15 protein-coding genes and 1 other annotated feature are annotated in these 12,938 nt (G+C 41.6%); of the genes, 13 read left to right on the forward strand and 2 right to left on the reverse strand.

All coding sequences use genetic code 11. From position 1 onward, the window contains the following. The first annotated feature begins 6 nt into the window (after nucleotides 1-6). From A6754_RS07110 to pheA, 8 genes are all read left to right on the forward strand, one after another. Nucleotides 7-1,473, forward strand: a complete 1,467-nt coding sequence (locus A6754_RS07110; RefSeq protein ID WP_066443167.1) for an Rne/Rng family ribonuclease — start codon at nucleotides 7-9, stop codon at nucleotides 1,471-1,473. A gap of 49 nt (nucleotides 1,474-1,522) precedes the next feature. After that, nucleotides 1,523-1,603: a sequence feature (ribosomal protein L21 leader region), on the forward strand. A gap of 12 nt (nucleotides 1,604-1,615) precedes the next feature. After that, nucleotides 1,616-1,924 carry a 50S ribosomal protein L21 gene (gene rplU, locus A6754_RS07115; protein WP_066443168.1) on the forward strand — a complete coding sequence of 103 codons (309 nt, stop codon included), beginning with the start codon at nucleotides 1,616-1,618 and terminating at the stop codon, nucleotides 1,922-1,924. Nucleotides 1,925-1,936: 12 nt separating this feature from the next. Continuing rightward, on the forward strand, nucleotides 1,937-2,281 hold the full coding sequence (locus A6754_RS07120) for a ribosomal-processing cysteine protease Prp (RefSeq protein ID WP_066443169.1): 345 nt from the start codon (nucleotides 1,937-1,939) through the stop codon (nucleotides 2,279-2,281). Next, a complete protein-coding gene (gene rpmA, locus A6754_RS07125; RefSeq protein WP_066443170.1) occupies nucleotides 2,282-2,575 on the forward strand; it encodes a 50S ribosomal protein L27 in 294 nt (97 codons plus the stop codon). Nucleotides 2,576-2,786: 211 nt separating this feature from the next. Further along, complete coding sequence (locus tag A6754_RS07130) at nucleotides 2,787-3,347, forward strand: sporulation initiation phosphotransferase B (protein ID WP_066443171.1); 561 nt, start codon at nucleotides 2,787-2,789, stop codon at nucleotides 3,345-3,347. Between the two features lie 103 nt (nucleotides 3,348-3,450). Then, complete coding sequence (gene obgE, locus A6754_RS07135) at nucleotides 3,451-4,743, forward strand: GTPase ObgE (RefSeq protein WP_066443172.1); 1,293 nt, start codon at nucleotides 3,451-3,453, stop codon at nucleotides 4,741-4,743. Between the two features lie 28 nt (nucleotides 4,744-4,771). Then, nucleotides 4,772-5,227: a transcriptional regulator ThrR gene (thrR, locus tag A6754_RS07140; RefSeq protein ID WP_066443173.1), complete on the forward strand. Its 456-nt coding sequence runs from the start codon at nucleotides 4,772-4,774 to the stop codon at nucleotides 5,225-5,227. 74 nt (nucleotides 5,228-5,301) lie between these two features. Continuing rightward, nucleotides 5,302-6,165 carry a prephenate dehydratase gene (gene pheA, locus A6754_RS07145; RefSeq protein WP_066443174.1) on the forward strand — a complete coding sequence of 288 codons (864 nt, stop codon included), beginning with the start codon at nucleotides 5,302-5,304 and terminating at the stop codon, nucleotides 6,163-6,165. A 471-nt stretch (nucleotides 6,166-6,636) separates the two neighbouring features. Here the strand turns inward: pheA and A6754_RS07150 are convergent, their stop codons facing one another. Then, entirely contained in the window at nucleotides 6,637-7,173 is a 537-nt protein-coding gene (locus A6754_RS07150) for a transcription repressor NadR (protein ID WP_066443175.1), read from the reverse strand. 338 nt (nucleotides 7,174-7,511) lie between these two features. Between A6754_RS07150 and safA the strand changes: the two genes are divergently transcribed. The 5 genes from safA (at nucleotide 7,512) to A6754_RS07175 (ending at nucleotide 12,075) form a co-directional block, all read left to right on the forward strand. Next, nucleotides 7,512-9,008, forward strand: a complete 1,497-nt coding sequence (safA, locus tag A6754_RS07155; RefSeq protein ID WP_066443176.1) for a SafA/ExsA family spore coat assembly protein — start codon at nucleotides 7,512-7,514, stop codon at nucleotides 9,006-9,008. Continuing rightward, the gene (locus tag A6754_RS07160; RefSeq protein WP_257297426.1) at nucleotides 8,968-9,975 is read left to right on the forward strand and encodes a phosphotransferase; all 1,008 of its coding nucleotides are present in this window, start codon (nucleotides 8,968-8,970) and stop codon (nucleotides 9,973-9,975) included. The genes safA and A6754_RS07160 overlap by 41 nt, the downstream gene beginning before the upstream one ends. A 97-nt stretch (nucleotides 9,976-10,072) precedes the next feature. Then, nucleotides 10,073-10,726 carry a YhcN/YlaJ family sporulation lipoprotein gene (locus A6754_RS07165; RefSeq protein ID WP_066443177.1) on the forward strand — a complete coding sequence of 218 codons (654 nt, stop codon included), beginning with the start codon at nucleotides 10,073-10,075 and terminating at the stop codon, nucleotides 10,724-10,726. 140 nt (nucleotides 10,727-10,866) lie between these two features. Next, the gene (locus tag A6754_RS07170; protein WP_082851635.1) at nucleotides 10,867-11,385 is read left to right on the forward strand and encodes an intercompartmental signaling factor BofC; all 519 of its coding nucleotides are present in this window, start codon (nucleotides 10,867-10,869) and stop codon (nucleotides 11,383-11,385) included. Nucleotides 11,386-11,523: 138 nt separating this feature from the next. Then, the gene (locus tag A6754_RS07175; protein ID WP_066443178.1) at nucleotides 11,524-12,075 is read left to right on the forward strand and encodes a tyrosine-type recombinase/integrase; all 552 of its coding nucleotides are present in this window, start codon (nucleotides 11,524-11,526) and stop codon (nucleotides 12,073-12,075) included. A gap of 61 nt (nucleotides 12,076-12,136) precedes the next feature. On the opposite strand, the gene A6754_RS07180 is transcribed toward A6754_RS07175, so the two are convergent. Continuing rightward, nucleotides 12,137-12,823, reverse strand: coding sequence for a universal stress protein (locus A6754_RS07180; RefSeq protein WP_066443179.1), 687 nt, complete (start codon nucleotides 12,821-12,823; stop codon nucleotides 12,137-12,139). Nucleotides 12,824-12,938 lie beyond the last annotated feature (115 nt).

Below are 12,938 nucleotides of genomic sequence, written 5' to 3' on the forward strand. Positions count from 1 at the left end.
CTAGAATTGGAAAAGCTAATCATTAACAGCACCACAAGGGAAAAAAGGTATATTTTGCTTAAGGATCATGTAGTAGAAAAACTTGTGATTGAACAGCCAAAGCAGCAGGCAGCTGTGGGAAATATTTATTTAGGACTGACTGAAAAGGTTCTTCCGGGCTTAAATGCTGCATTCATAGGCATTGGTCAGGAGAAAAGCGGGTTTCTTCATAAAGAGAAGCTTAGTTCCTTTGTGAATGAAGATCAGGAAAAGGCGGTAAAAGAGAACCGTTCAATCTCGTCATATGTACATCAGGGTGAAAAAATGCTTGTCCAGATCGAGAAGGATGCTGCCGGGACAAAGGGGCCGAGACTAACCGGTATAATCGAACTGGCGGGAGAGCACATGATCTATATGCCGGAAGGACGTTATGTGGCTATTTCAAAAAAAATAGACCAGCCAACGGACAGACACCGCCTGAGAAGCTTTGGGATGAGAGAAAAAAATGATCGTGAGGGCCTCATTTTTAGAACATCGTCTCTAGAGCAGACTGAATCTGCTCTTCTCGAAGAGCTTCAAAACCTGCGAGAACAATATAAAGAAATATCTGCACTGGCTGCTTCCAGAAAAAAGCCTGGGCTTGTATTTGAAGAAGACGTCTTTTTACAAAGCTTGATTGAAGAAGTGAAAAAAATGAAATCAGGCGAAATCCTGGCTGATGATCGTTCTGTACAGACATTGCTTGGCCGCTATACATCTTTGCCTGTTACGTTTTATCATGATAAAGAAAATATTCTAGCCTCTCATAGTCTTGAAGGTGAAATCGAGAAGGCGATCAAGCGTATTGTCTGGCTTAATCAGGGCAGCTATTTAATTTTTGATGAAGCTGAGGCGCTTACAGTTATTGACGTCAATACCGGGAAGTTCTCAGGCAAGCAAAATCGGCAGGATACGGTTTATAAAACAAATGAGCTTGCAGCAAGAGAAGCGGCAAGACAAATCAGGCTGCGCGATCTCGCGGGCATCATTTTAATTGATTTTATTGATATGCAAAATGAGAACGATAAAAAATCAATTATAAAGGTTATGGGAGAAGAGCTCGCGAAGGATGAACGGCAAACAAAGCTGATCGGCTTCACTCCATTAGGCATATTGCAGCTGACGAGAAAAAAGACGAAAAACTCTCTGCGGGAAGTACTTACTTCCTCATGTGGAGTTTGTCATGGAACAGGACGGGTCCTAAGCGCGGAAAGTATTGCTTTTCGATTAGAAAGGGAGCTATGGGAGTATCGGGGCAGTGATTATGACGCAGTGCTGATTAGACTGACACAAGATGTAAAGGATGTTTTCTTGGGAGAACAAGCAGTTCATCAGCAGCGATTAGAAGAAACGCTCGGAATGAAATTGTTATTTTCAATTGCTGAAGATGTAATCCCTTCATATGAGATTAAGCAATTGGGTGCTTATTCTGATCTGAAAAAGAATTTACATTGACATATATCCTGATAATATGATAGTATTTTCATGTTATGTTTGTAGCGCACCTGTGCTACAACCGCACAGACCAGGTGTTAAGAGGTAGCATTCCGCTTCCCACCTGAAGATGGCGAGTCTTAGTTTATGAGGAGGTGCATTTATGTACGCGATTATTGAAACTGGCGGTAAGCAAGTACGTGTAGAAGAAGGTCAAGCAATCTACATCGAAAAACTTAACGGCGAAGCAGGCGAAACGGTAACTTTTGATAAGGTTCTTTTTGTAGGTGGAGAAAGTGTGAAAGTAGGAAGCCCGGTTGTTGAGGGTGCTACTGTAACGGCTAAAGTTGAAAAACAAGGCCGTGCGAAGAAGATCACTGTATTCAAATACAAAGCGAAAAAGAACTACCGCAAAAAGCAAGGTCATCGTCAGCCTTACACTAAAGTTGTTATTGAAAAGATCAACGCATAAGGCGATTCTGACATGATTGATATTACGATTTATCGTAATCAAACCGGTAAGATTCAATCCTTTGCCATCAGCGGCCATGCTTTTTTTGCCGAAAGAGGTCAAGATATTGTGTGTGCAGGTGTTTCTGCTGTCTCGGTCGGCGCAATTAATGCGGTGCACGAGCTGACAGGTGTGACACCAGATATCTCCCATGATCCCGATGGACTGCTTCACTGCACTCTTCCTGATGACCTGTCAGGAGATGTACTTGATAAAGTTCAGCTTTTGCTACAAGGAATGGTTGTCTCGTTGCAGAGTATTGAAGAGACTTACGGACAGAATATAAGAATTACCTTCAAAAAACAGGAGGTGGAATAAATGCTATTAAAATTAGATCTTCAGTTGTTCGCTTCTAAAAAAGGAGTAGGTTCTACTAAGAACGGCCGTGATTCAATCTCTAAGCGTCTTGGCGCTAAGCGTGCGGACGGTCAATTCGTAACTGGCGGTTCTATCCTTTACCGTCAGCGCGGAACAAAGATTTACCCAGGTGTAAACGTAGGTAAAGGTGGAGATGACACACTTTTCGCGAAAGTGGACGGTGTTGTTAAATTCGAGCGTCTTGGACGTGACCGCAAGCAAGTGAGCGTATATCCACAAGCACAAGAAGCATAAGCGATTAGGAAAACTCTAACCTTTATGGTTAGAGTTTTCGTTTTATATACAGCTTTTCCTTTGAGTCGTCCCAAAAAAATGATGAAAAAATGAAAAGATGTACTTTACAGTCATGTTATTTGCTCAAATTAGATTACGTCCAGTTGCTTTTTTGATATACTTACTAAAAGGATGATTTCGTCACTACTTAGTATAGGAGTATCTGTATCTTATGGATAAAGAATGGGATATGATTGAAGTGCTGCGCCATGCACGTCATGACTGGCTTAACAAACTTCAATTAATCAAAGGAAATCTGGCACTGGATAAAATAGATCGGGCAAAAGAAATTATTGATGAGATTGTGTTGGAATCGCAGCAAGAGGCGAAGCTTTCAAACTTAAAAATTCCTCTATTTGCATCATTGCTCCTCACCTATAATTGGGAAAATCACTTTTTTCAGCTCGAATATGATGTGCTGGAGGTTGATGGAAACAGCTGTATTAAACAGCTGGATGACAAAGCGCTGGCACAATGGACAAGCACATTTTTTGAGTGCCTCAATGCATCGGTAAAACCTTATTATGAAAATCACCTTTCAGTTTCAATAGAGCCCCAAAGCGAAGCAGCGCGATTCTTTTTTGATTTTAGCGGGATCATAGTCGATAAAAGTATGTTAAACGAGTTTTTTACAAGCATACCGAACTTTTTAAGCGTACATCTTCATGAGTTTTCAGATATGGAGCTTGGATTGGAAGTTTTCGTGCTTTTTAGCATGGAAAATAAAAAGTAGTGATTCTCGTCGAATAGCATTTCATCAAACATGCACAAGCTAAGGCTATAAAGAGCTGGCATTATAGAAGCAGATTATCTGCATGACGGGAGGAAGTTAAACAATGTTTGTTGATCAGGTTAAGATATATGTAAAAGGCGGAGATGGAGGCAACGGGATGGTTGCATTCCGCCGTGAAAAGTATGTGCCAAAAGGCGGTCCAGCTGGCGGTGACGGCGGTAAAGGAGCAAATGTCGTTTTTGAAGTAGAAGAAGGCCTGCGCACCTTAATGGATTTCCGCTACCAAAGACACTTTAAAGCAACACGCGGTGAGCATGGGATGTCTAAAAATCAGCATGGCCGCGGTGCAAAAGATATGGTTGTAAAGGTTCCGCCCGGTACGGTGGTATCTGATGCAGAAACAAATGAAGTCATTGCAGACTTAACAGAGCATGGCCAAAGAGCCGTTATTGCTAAAGGCGGAAGAGGCGGAAGAGGTAACTCGCGTTTTGCTACACCTGCAAATCCGGCTCCTGAACTTTCAGAGCACGGAGAACCAGGCCAGGAGCGTGATGTGATCCTTGAGCTGAAGTTATTAGCGGATGTTGGCTTAGTTGGATTCCCAAGTGTAGGAAAATCAACCTTGCTTTCAGTCGTGTCATCTGCACGTCCGAAAATTGCTGAGTACCACTTTACTACCATTGCGCCTAACTTAGGAATGGTCGAGACAGAGGATGCAAGAAGCTTTGTTATGGCTGACCTTCCAGGGTTAATTGAAGGAGCACATGAAGGAGTCGGTCTTGGACACCAATTTCTTCGTCATATCGAAAGAACAAGAGTTATTGTCCATGTCATTGATATGGCTGCAACAGAAGGCAGAGATCCTTACGAGGACTATGTGACAATCAACAAAGAATTAAAGGAATATAATTTGCGTTTAACAGAAAGACCGCAAATTATTGTAGCGAACAAAATGGACATGCCTGAAGCGGAGGAAAATCTGCAGCTGTTTAAAGAAAAGCTGGAGGAAGATTATCCGATTTTCCCAATTTCGGCTGTTACACGCAAAGGTCTTCGTGATTTGCTGTTTGCCGTGGCTGATAAAATTGAGCAAACGCCTGAATTCCCGCTTATTGAGGAGCAGGAAGAGGAAAGTGGCGTTCACCGCGTTCTTTACAAGCATGAATCACAGCAAACTGAGTTTGTGATCACACGTGATTCTTCTGGAACGTTTATTTTAGAAGGAGATGCGGTTGTTAAGCTCTTCAAGATGACCGACTTCAGCCGTGAGGAATCTGTACGCCGTTTTGCACGTCAGCTGCGAGGAATGGGCATTGACGATGCACTTCGTGAAAAAGGTGCGAAAGACGGAGACACTGTTAAGCTCATGGAATTTGAATTTGATTTTGTTGACTAGCCTTTTCAGAATGTGACGAGGTGTAAAAATGAAACAAGATAAGTCTGATAAAAAATTCTTTTTAATAAGAGAAGATGTCTTGCCTGAAGCGATGAAAAAAACGTTAGAGGCAAAGGAAATGATCGAGAGAGGGAAAGCGGAATCTGTATGGGAAGCTGTTCAAAAAGTGGACCTAAGCAGAAGTGCTTTTTATAAGTACCGCGATACCGTTTTTCCTTTCCATACGGTTGTAAAAGAACGGATTATTACTTTGTTTTTCCATCTGGAAGATCGTTCAGGCACATTATCACATTTGCTGAGTGTTGTGGCGAATTCAGGCTGTAATGTTCTGACCATCCACCAGACAATTCCGCTGTTAGGAAGAGCAAATGTAACTTTATCATTAAATGTGGCTGAGATGGCTACTGAAATTGATGAACTGCTGACAAATTTAAGAAGACTTGAGTTTGTTGATAAAGTGGAGGTACTCAGTTCAGGTGCGTAATGTACGCACCTGCCGAGTGCCTGTTTTTTTACAACTTTATATTTATATACATAAGATTCAAAGGAGAGGTTTTCATGAAGATCGGCTTTTTAGGACCACAAGCAACATTTACCGATATTGCGGTGAGAGGTTTGTTTCCAGACGAAACAAGAATCCCTCTTCAAACCATTCCAGACTGCTTTGATGCTTTAAATGAAGGAAAAGTTGATCTGGCTGTGATTCCAATTGAGAATGCATTAGAAGGTTCTGTTAATATAACCTTGGATTACCTAATTCATGAAGCGAAGAAACCCATTATTGGGGAAATCACTGCGCCGATTCGGCAGCATTTAATGGTGCATCCACTTCATCAGGATAAATGGAATGAAACAACGGCTGTCTACAGTCACTCGCATGCGATTGCACAATGCCATAAATTTTTACATACAGAATTAAAAGGAATTCCATCGATGAATACAACATCTACGGCAGCAGCTGCTTCTTACATAAAAGATCATCCAGAGCTAAAGATTGCTGCAATTGCAAATGAACTGGCGGCAGAAGTATATGGACTGGCCATCGCCCAACCCGATATACATGATTTTGATTACAACCACACCCGTTTTATTGTTGTTTCAAAAGAGGAACAGGAACTCAATACGGATACACCCCTTTTTAAAGGTCATAAAACAACGATTATGGTGACTCTGCCATTAGACCGTGCTGGTGCACTTCACCAGGTTTTGTCGGCATTCGCCTGGAGAAATCTGAATTTATCCAAAATTGAATCAAGACCAATGAAAACAGGACTTGGAAACTATTTCTTTATCATTGATGTGGATATGCAGAAAGATGAAGTGTTAATTCCAGGAGTTGCCGCTGAATTGGAGGCGCTTGGATGCAGAGTAAATATATTGGGGAGTTATCCTTATTTTAGTTTAGGGAGTAGTGAGGCGTAGAATTTCTTCATCTTTTTAGGAAAGGCTGTCTAGTTCTTGACTGGACAGCTTTTTTTAATGGGGTGAAAGAAATCAGGAGAAACCTGTCAGGCGATACGGGGAGGTAGGTTTGACGGGAACTGCCCGTGATGGTGAAACGAGAGGGTGGACGGGTAGTAAAGAAGCGGCAAAGTGCCCGTGAGCCCGAAAAAAGCGAGTCGCCGGGCACTAAGGAAGGACCAAAGTGACCGTCAGACCAAAAAAAGAGAGCCGGGGGGCACTAAAGAAGCACCAAAGAGCCCGACAGTCCCCAAAAAAAGAGCCTCCGGTCAGCAAAGAACCCGGCCCTACTGTCCCCCGCGTCACACCAAATAAACACCTGCAAAGCGAAGAACAAAAGCCCGCACAACTCCCAGTGCAAAAGCAATCACCCACTCACCCCAAACGAAAAAAGAGGCAGGAAATAAACCCCGCCTCTCCATTAACCCGTATTTATTCCACCAAAAATCCTGCTTCTCTTAAGGCTTCTGCCGCTTCATCTAAATTTTTTTCTGAAGGTGCCGAGATGGTGTGGATATGGTAGCCATCAGTCAGCTCTGACAAGAAGGATGCTTGTGTGGTTTTGATTTTTTTAATAAATTGATTGACTTCTTTTCTGCTTGAAACCATGATAGAAGCTGTTAAGTCTCCGTATACAGGATGTTCAATTTTGACATCTTTCACAGTCACTCCATAATCAACGAAAAGACAGAGCTCCTCTTCGGCGCGTTCTGGTGTATGACAGCAGGCGATGATCCTCTCGGCAATGGGAGAAGGGATGTTGTTTGCCAAGTACATATAGCCTTGGCTTGTTGCAATAATTGGCTCGCCTCGGGCTTTTAATAAGGTAATATCACCGACAATCACTTGCCTGCTGACATTTGCTTTTGTGGCCAGATCGCCTCCTGTTATAGGCTGACCGGCTTTTTGTAAAAGCTCAAGCAGTAAGGATCGTCTTTCTTCACCTAGTATTTTCTTTGATTCGCTCAAAATAGGTTTCCCCCCAAACGCTCACATATTGTCCCATTTTACCATAATTTTTACCTGAATTTAAATGGATGAGTATTTGTCCGCTGAAAGACAAATGATGTTTTTTCAAATTAGATCATATTTTCATAAAAAAAATCATAAGTTTCTGTGTAGATTGTTAGCAATTTGCCCATTCCTTCATACACTATATGGACTATCGCAGATATTCAGTTATTATTCTGCTTGCCCACAGCTGCTGGAAAATAACTGAAAAGCCCGATTTGATCAACAATCCGTGTGACCGCACAAATCATCAGCGGGAAACGCGGTATGACTTTACACATAGGAGGGAAATCAGAGTGAAAATCCATATCGTACAGAAAGGGGATACCCTTTGGAAAATCGCCAAAAAGTACGGAGTGAATTTTGAAGAGCTTAAAAAGATGAATACACAGCTCAGTAATCCTGATATGATTATGCCCGGCATGAAAATAAAAGTTCCTGCATCAGGCGGCACGATTAAAAAAGAGGCGCCAATTGGTCCAGAAATTCATATGGGTTCCAAAAAGGAAATGCCAAAGGCAGAGCATCCATTTGCAAAAGAAAAGCCAATCACACAGCCTGTAGCTGAAACACCAAAGGAAATGCCTGTTCAGCCGCAGAAACCGGCGCCGCTTAAGCAAGAAAAGCCTAAAAAACCATATATGCCAAAAATGCCAAAGCCAATGATGCCAGATATCGATATTAATAATTATTATTTAATGAACCTTGCCAATATACAAACGCAGCAGCCTGCTCCACAGCCAAAACCAATGCCGCAGCCAAAGCCTGTTCAGCAGAAGCCTGTTGCACAGCCAAAACCAGTACAGCCAAAGCCAGTGGAACAAACAAAGCCTGTTGAACAAGTAAAACCAGTTATGCCAAAGGCAGTAGAACAGCCAATCGCGGCACCAACAAAACCAAAGCTGCCGCCAAAACCATTAAATTTATTTCCACAGGAAAGCCCTGTTGAAATGCATGAAAGCATGAATTTGCCAACAAACCAAGGAGGTTACGAACAGCCTATGAATCCTTATCACAACCAAAATCCATTTTACCCGGGAGCACCTGCAGCACAAGCAGGGCATCAAGGAGGATTTCCTCAAGCGCAAATGCCATACCCGCAAGTTCAGGGAGTACAGTCACCTTATGGAATGATGCCAGGAGTTGAAAGTCCTAACTATGAGGAATCTTCACCGTATATGTCACAGCATCAATTACCGCTGTCACCATCACAGGCACAAATGCCAGCACCAGTAATGGGCGTTGAGGATTATGGTCAGCAGCTTCCGCTTCAGCCGACATATACAGCACCTGCATATCAACAGCCTTATTATCCATGCCCGCCAACACAGATTTATCCGATTTCACCTGTAATGCCGGGACCAGGACCAGGCTACTGTCCGCCTCCAATGCATCATGGTTATCCGCAATATGCGCCGATGCCGCAAGTGCAAGGGGTAATGGAGGAGCCGAATTATGCTCAGATGCCATTAATGCCAACGGAGAGTCAAATGCCGTTAAGTCCAGCTCAACACCAAATGCCATTAATGCCGTCACAAAGTCAAATGCCGTTAATGCCTACTTCAGTACAAGGAGCTGAAGCAGACTGCGGATGTGGAGGCGGAGCACCTGCTGGATTTCCACATCAATATCAGCAGCCTTTCGCACCTGCGCCTGCATTCCCAGGAGCTGTACCATATGGCCAGCCTTATGGAGCATTTCCACAAGGACAGATGAACCCATACGGATATGGACCAATGGGCGGACCTGCATTTGGTCGTCCTTTTGACGAAAGCAGTGACTTCGAAGGATAACGGACGAAGAGACGATTTAGATATAAATCGTCTCTTCACCTATTTAAATGGTCAACTGCCTTTTGTTTTAACAGATCTAAGACCGATCCGCAAAAATGTTTTTAAAATCAGCACAGATGAGAAACAATATATCTTAAAAGGATTTTCTCCAGGAAATCGATTAAGGCTGCAAGAGACCTTTACATCTTCACTAAAGCATGAGGGCTTTAATCAGACCTATCAGTTTGTTGACTTGGCACAAGATGCACCTCTATATTTTCAAGGGAAATTGTTTGGGCTGCTGGACTATATACCTTCAGCAGAACAGCCTTTTGCGTACAATACATCTAAAAATAGAGAAGATGCATTGTCACTTCTGCATCACTATCATGAAACAACTGCAAAATTATATCCAAGATACAAAACCTTGCTTCCTGCATTCAATCAAATGGCAAAGTGGACAGACCGCTTGACTGTTTTTAAGCAAAATAGTACGCTGCTCAAATTGTTTATTCATGGCGATCTACTTGAAGAATTTATTCTGTGGGCAAAATGGTCATTAGCTGGAATGAAGGAGACGTTCGAGTGGTTTGAAACACAGCCAAAAGTTGTGCTGCATGGAGATGTGGCATTTCATAATTTTCTTCGCGGTAAAAATGGGCGTCTATATTTATTGGATTTTGATTTAATCAGCAATGGCCATGCTTATGCTGATTATTTGCAATATGCCAACCGGATCTTGCCATCGATCGGCTGGTCCTTCCATGAATTGCAATCCTTACAAATATTAAAGCCTTATCTTTCAGAAAAAGGCTTTTTGTATGGACTCATTTACCCGACAGATATTTTCCGTGAATGGAACCGGCTTATACGCGGGAGAATGTACAATGATCGAGTGAAAATAAAAAATGTGCTTGATATGACTTTTTATCAATTAGAGAAAAGGCGCACATTTATTCATGATATAAAAATGGAAATAGGCTCATAGATCTTCCTGTTTTCTGCAGGCATTAAACCTCTTCGAACCAGCCAAGCTAAACAAGAGCAGACCGCTCAGGCTTGTGATATCCGAGGAGGTTTTTATTTTGAATAAAAAACGGGCTCTTATTCCCTTTGCAGCACTTGTCTCGCTTGGTTTAACAGCATGCGGAACGAATGGAGATACTGCTGTTCAGGATCGAAATACAGAAGTAACGCAGCCAATGGGGTATTATTCAAATGAGCACCACGAAGATGAAGATCGCGGAAATGCACGCTTGCTCACAAACAATGATAATGATGGGCCGATTGTGGAAATGATGGATCATTCACTTGGTGAGGAGAGAGGCCATCAGCGTGATGGCACATACAGCCGGGCTGATCGTAACTACCATAAGCACCTTGGTGATCCAGTCAGAACTCCGCGAACATCTTATTATCAATCTTACGATGGCACTACTGCTGAAAACATAAGCAAAGCAGCTTCAAATGTAGAAAATGTCAAAGATGCACAAGCTTTATTACATGAAAATGACATTGTCATAGCTGCATTGCTGGAAAATCGTAACAATGATGCTGAGACGAAAAAAAGTATTCAGCAGGCGGTTCGTCCCCTAATTGGCGATCGCTCAGTCCATATCCTCACGAATGAAAGTCAATATAACCGGATTAAGGTTCTTAACAATGATCTTAAAGAAGGCGGAATGCGCGAGCAAATTGACTTGGATATGGAAAACTTGTTTAGAGATGTGAATAATTAAGTAAGACATATAACAGCAGAGAGGGGTTTTTCTCTCTGCTTTTTTCTTTATCCAATAAATAGGAATAAGCATAAAATTTTTGGTCAAACTAGTAATAAACAAAGATATTTAAAGTCGCATATATAGGCGAGGTGACCAAAATGAAAAGCATATCTGCATCACTGCTTTCTGCATTTATGATGATTGTTGGAATTGGTGCGGCCCATGAGGTGTCCGCACAGGCAATGGATAATAATGAATCTCCGCCGCAGATGAAAGTGATTTTAGAAAGAGTGTATCTGGACGGAGAAATAAGTGAAGAAACAGTGACGGAAACCATTTGGGCAGCCGAAGATTTCTGGGCGAAATATGAAGATTGGAAGTTAGTAGATATGGATGAAGGATACGTTGTTTTCAGGCAGCAGACGGACGATATTTCCCCGCTGCTAAAGGCAAATGGCTATTTTGGCATCACAGATGAAGGTATTCTCACCATATTTAACGGAAAACCGCAGCGCACAAACATTATTCAATCCTTCTTTCAAATCGATATCCAGAGACTTGAAAGCAATAAATGTGAACAGTTGAAAAAAGGGATTCCGATCATGACAAAAGATCGATATATAGAAGTACTTGAAACCTTTAAAACCTATTCAACGGATGACAAGGTCTTAAATTGATTAATTGACAGGCCCAAATCGCAATAAATCGACCGGTGACAGATGTCCTGGTCTTTTTTTGCGGATTAAACATTTGTAATGTTACATAGTATTTGTTAACATATAATTAAGTAACATTAGAAAACAGGAGGAAATTCTGTGGAGTACGTCGATCCTATTAAGGATATTCAAAGTATTAATGAAATAAAAAAAGAGTTAAAGGAACAGTCACAAAGAGATTTGCTTCTTTTTGTTTTTGGAATTAATACTGGAATTAGGATAAGTGACTTGCTTTCATTAAAAGTTGGCGATGTTTCCGATGGTAAGGAGACGAAAGAGTTTTTAGAATTAGAAGAATCTCAACAGACGATTTACTTGAACAATTCCGTCCGTGGAGAATTACAGAATTATCTGGCGCAGTTTACCTATCAAGGTGAAGATTATTTATTCAAATCAAAAAAGAATGATTTGCCGATTACAAGACAGCAAGCATATAGAATCATTAATACTGCAGCTAAAAAGGTCGGTATCCCCGGCAAGATTGGCACTCATACTCTGCGCAAAACATTTGGATACCATGCTTACCGCAAAGGCATAGCCATCTCGATAATAAAAGGGATCTATCAGCATCATTCTTCTGCAGAGACTTTAAAGTATATTGGAATTGATAAACATGAGGGACAGATGATCAAAGTCGATGTCAATTTGTAGGTGAAATAAGCTTTGGGTGAATATAAAGAAAACCCCCGCATTTTGATGCGGAGGCTGGGAATTAATCTTCATTATCCTCAAGCGTTGTGTTCATATCGACATGTGTCAAATCGGTCACAATATCCTCAGTCACATTTACTTGAAGCATTTCGTTGTTTTTCATAAATTTGAAAATCCCATTGTTAAAGTCAGTACAGCTGTCCTTGAAAAAGATGCCTTCGTATTCAACATTTTTGGTATGTTTAAAAATGACTCGGTGTTGCTCACCGTCTTTAACAAGATACGCCCGGACGCCTTTTTCAAATAAACCTTCATTATCTTTCAGATCACGGGAAACAGAGATAATATGAAGGTCTACAAAAGGTATTTCGCGCAGCAAAGAATTAATGATTGATCCTTTTGCAATTTGCTCCCAGCGGCTTTGTGCCGTCTGGCCGAGAATAATCTGTGTGATATGCTGTTCCCTTGCAACTTCTGCAATCACTTTTGAAACAGGCTTTTTTTCATTGTCTCTTAATATAAAGGCATCTGCACCCTGCTGCTCTGCCAGCTGCTGCCACCTCGTAATGTAGTGAGATTTCTCAGCATCCATTTCATCAAATGGTTTAGGGTCAATCGTCAAAATATAAAGTGGGCAATCAAGCATATTTGCCAGCTTGCTGCCGCGCTGTATGAGTCGTTCACCATTCGGGCCATAATAGACACAGACTAAGATGCTTTCGTCCATACGACCTTTAATTTTCTTCATTTAAAGCTCACCTCGTAATAGATGTGAAATAAGTAATCAAAAATCAGTTAAATAAATTGGCTATGTATGACTATAGCTTATGACACACACACAGTCAATGTAAAAAACAAAATTG

This window comes from Cytobacillus gottheilii (assembly GCF_001636345.1).
Lineage (GTDB): Bacteria > Bacillota > Bacilli > Bacillales > Cytobacillaceae > Cytobacillus > Cytobacillus gottheilii.

What these genes read in the sequence shown, in the direction of transcription:
- rplU (WP_066443168.1), top strand. Translation starts at nt 1,616, where the DNA reads ATGTACGCGATTATTGAAACTGGCGGTAAGCAAGTACGTGTAGAAGAA.
- A6754_RS07120 (WP_066443169.1), top strand. Translation starts at nt 1,937, where the DNA reads ATGATTGATATTACGATTTATCGTAATCAAACCGGTAAGATTCAATCC.
- rpmA (WP_066443170.1), top strand. Translation starts at nt 2,282, where the DNA reads ATGCTATTAAAATTAGATCTTCAGTTGTTCGCTTCTAAAAAAGGAGTA.
- A6754_RS07130 (WP_066443171.1), top strand. Translation starts at nt 2,787, where the DNA reads ATGGATAAAGAATGGGATATGATTGAAGTGCTGCGCCATGCACGTCAT.
- obgE (WP_066443172.1), top strand. Translation starts at nt 3,451, where the DNA reads ATGTTTGTTGATCAGGTTAAGATATATGTAAAAGGCGGAGATGGAGGC.
- thrR (WP_066443173.1), top strand. Translation starts at nt 4,772, where the DNA reads ATGAAACAAGATAAGTCTGATAAAAAATTCTTTTTAATAAGAGAAGAT.
- pheA (WP_066443174.1), top strand. Translation starts at nt 5,302, where the DNA reads ATGAAGATCGGCTTTTTAGGACCACAAGCAACATTTACCGATATTGCG.
- A6754_RS07170 (WP_082851635.1), top strand. Translation starts at nt 10,867, where the DNA reads ATGAAAAGCATATCTGCATCACTGCTTTCTGCATTTATGATGATTGTT.
- A6754_RS07180 (WP_066443179.1), bottom strand. Translation starts at nt 12,823, where the DNA reads ATGAAGAAAATTAAAGGTCGTATGGACGAAAGCATCTTAGTCTGTGTC.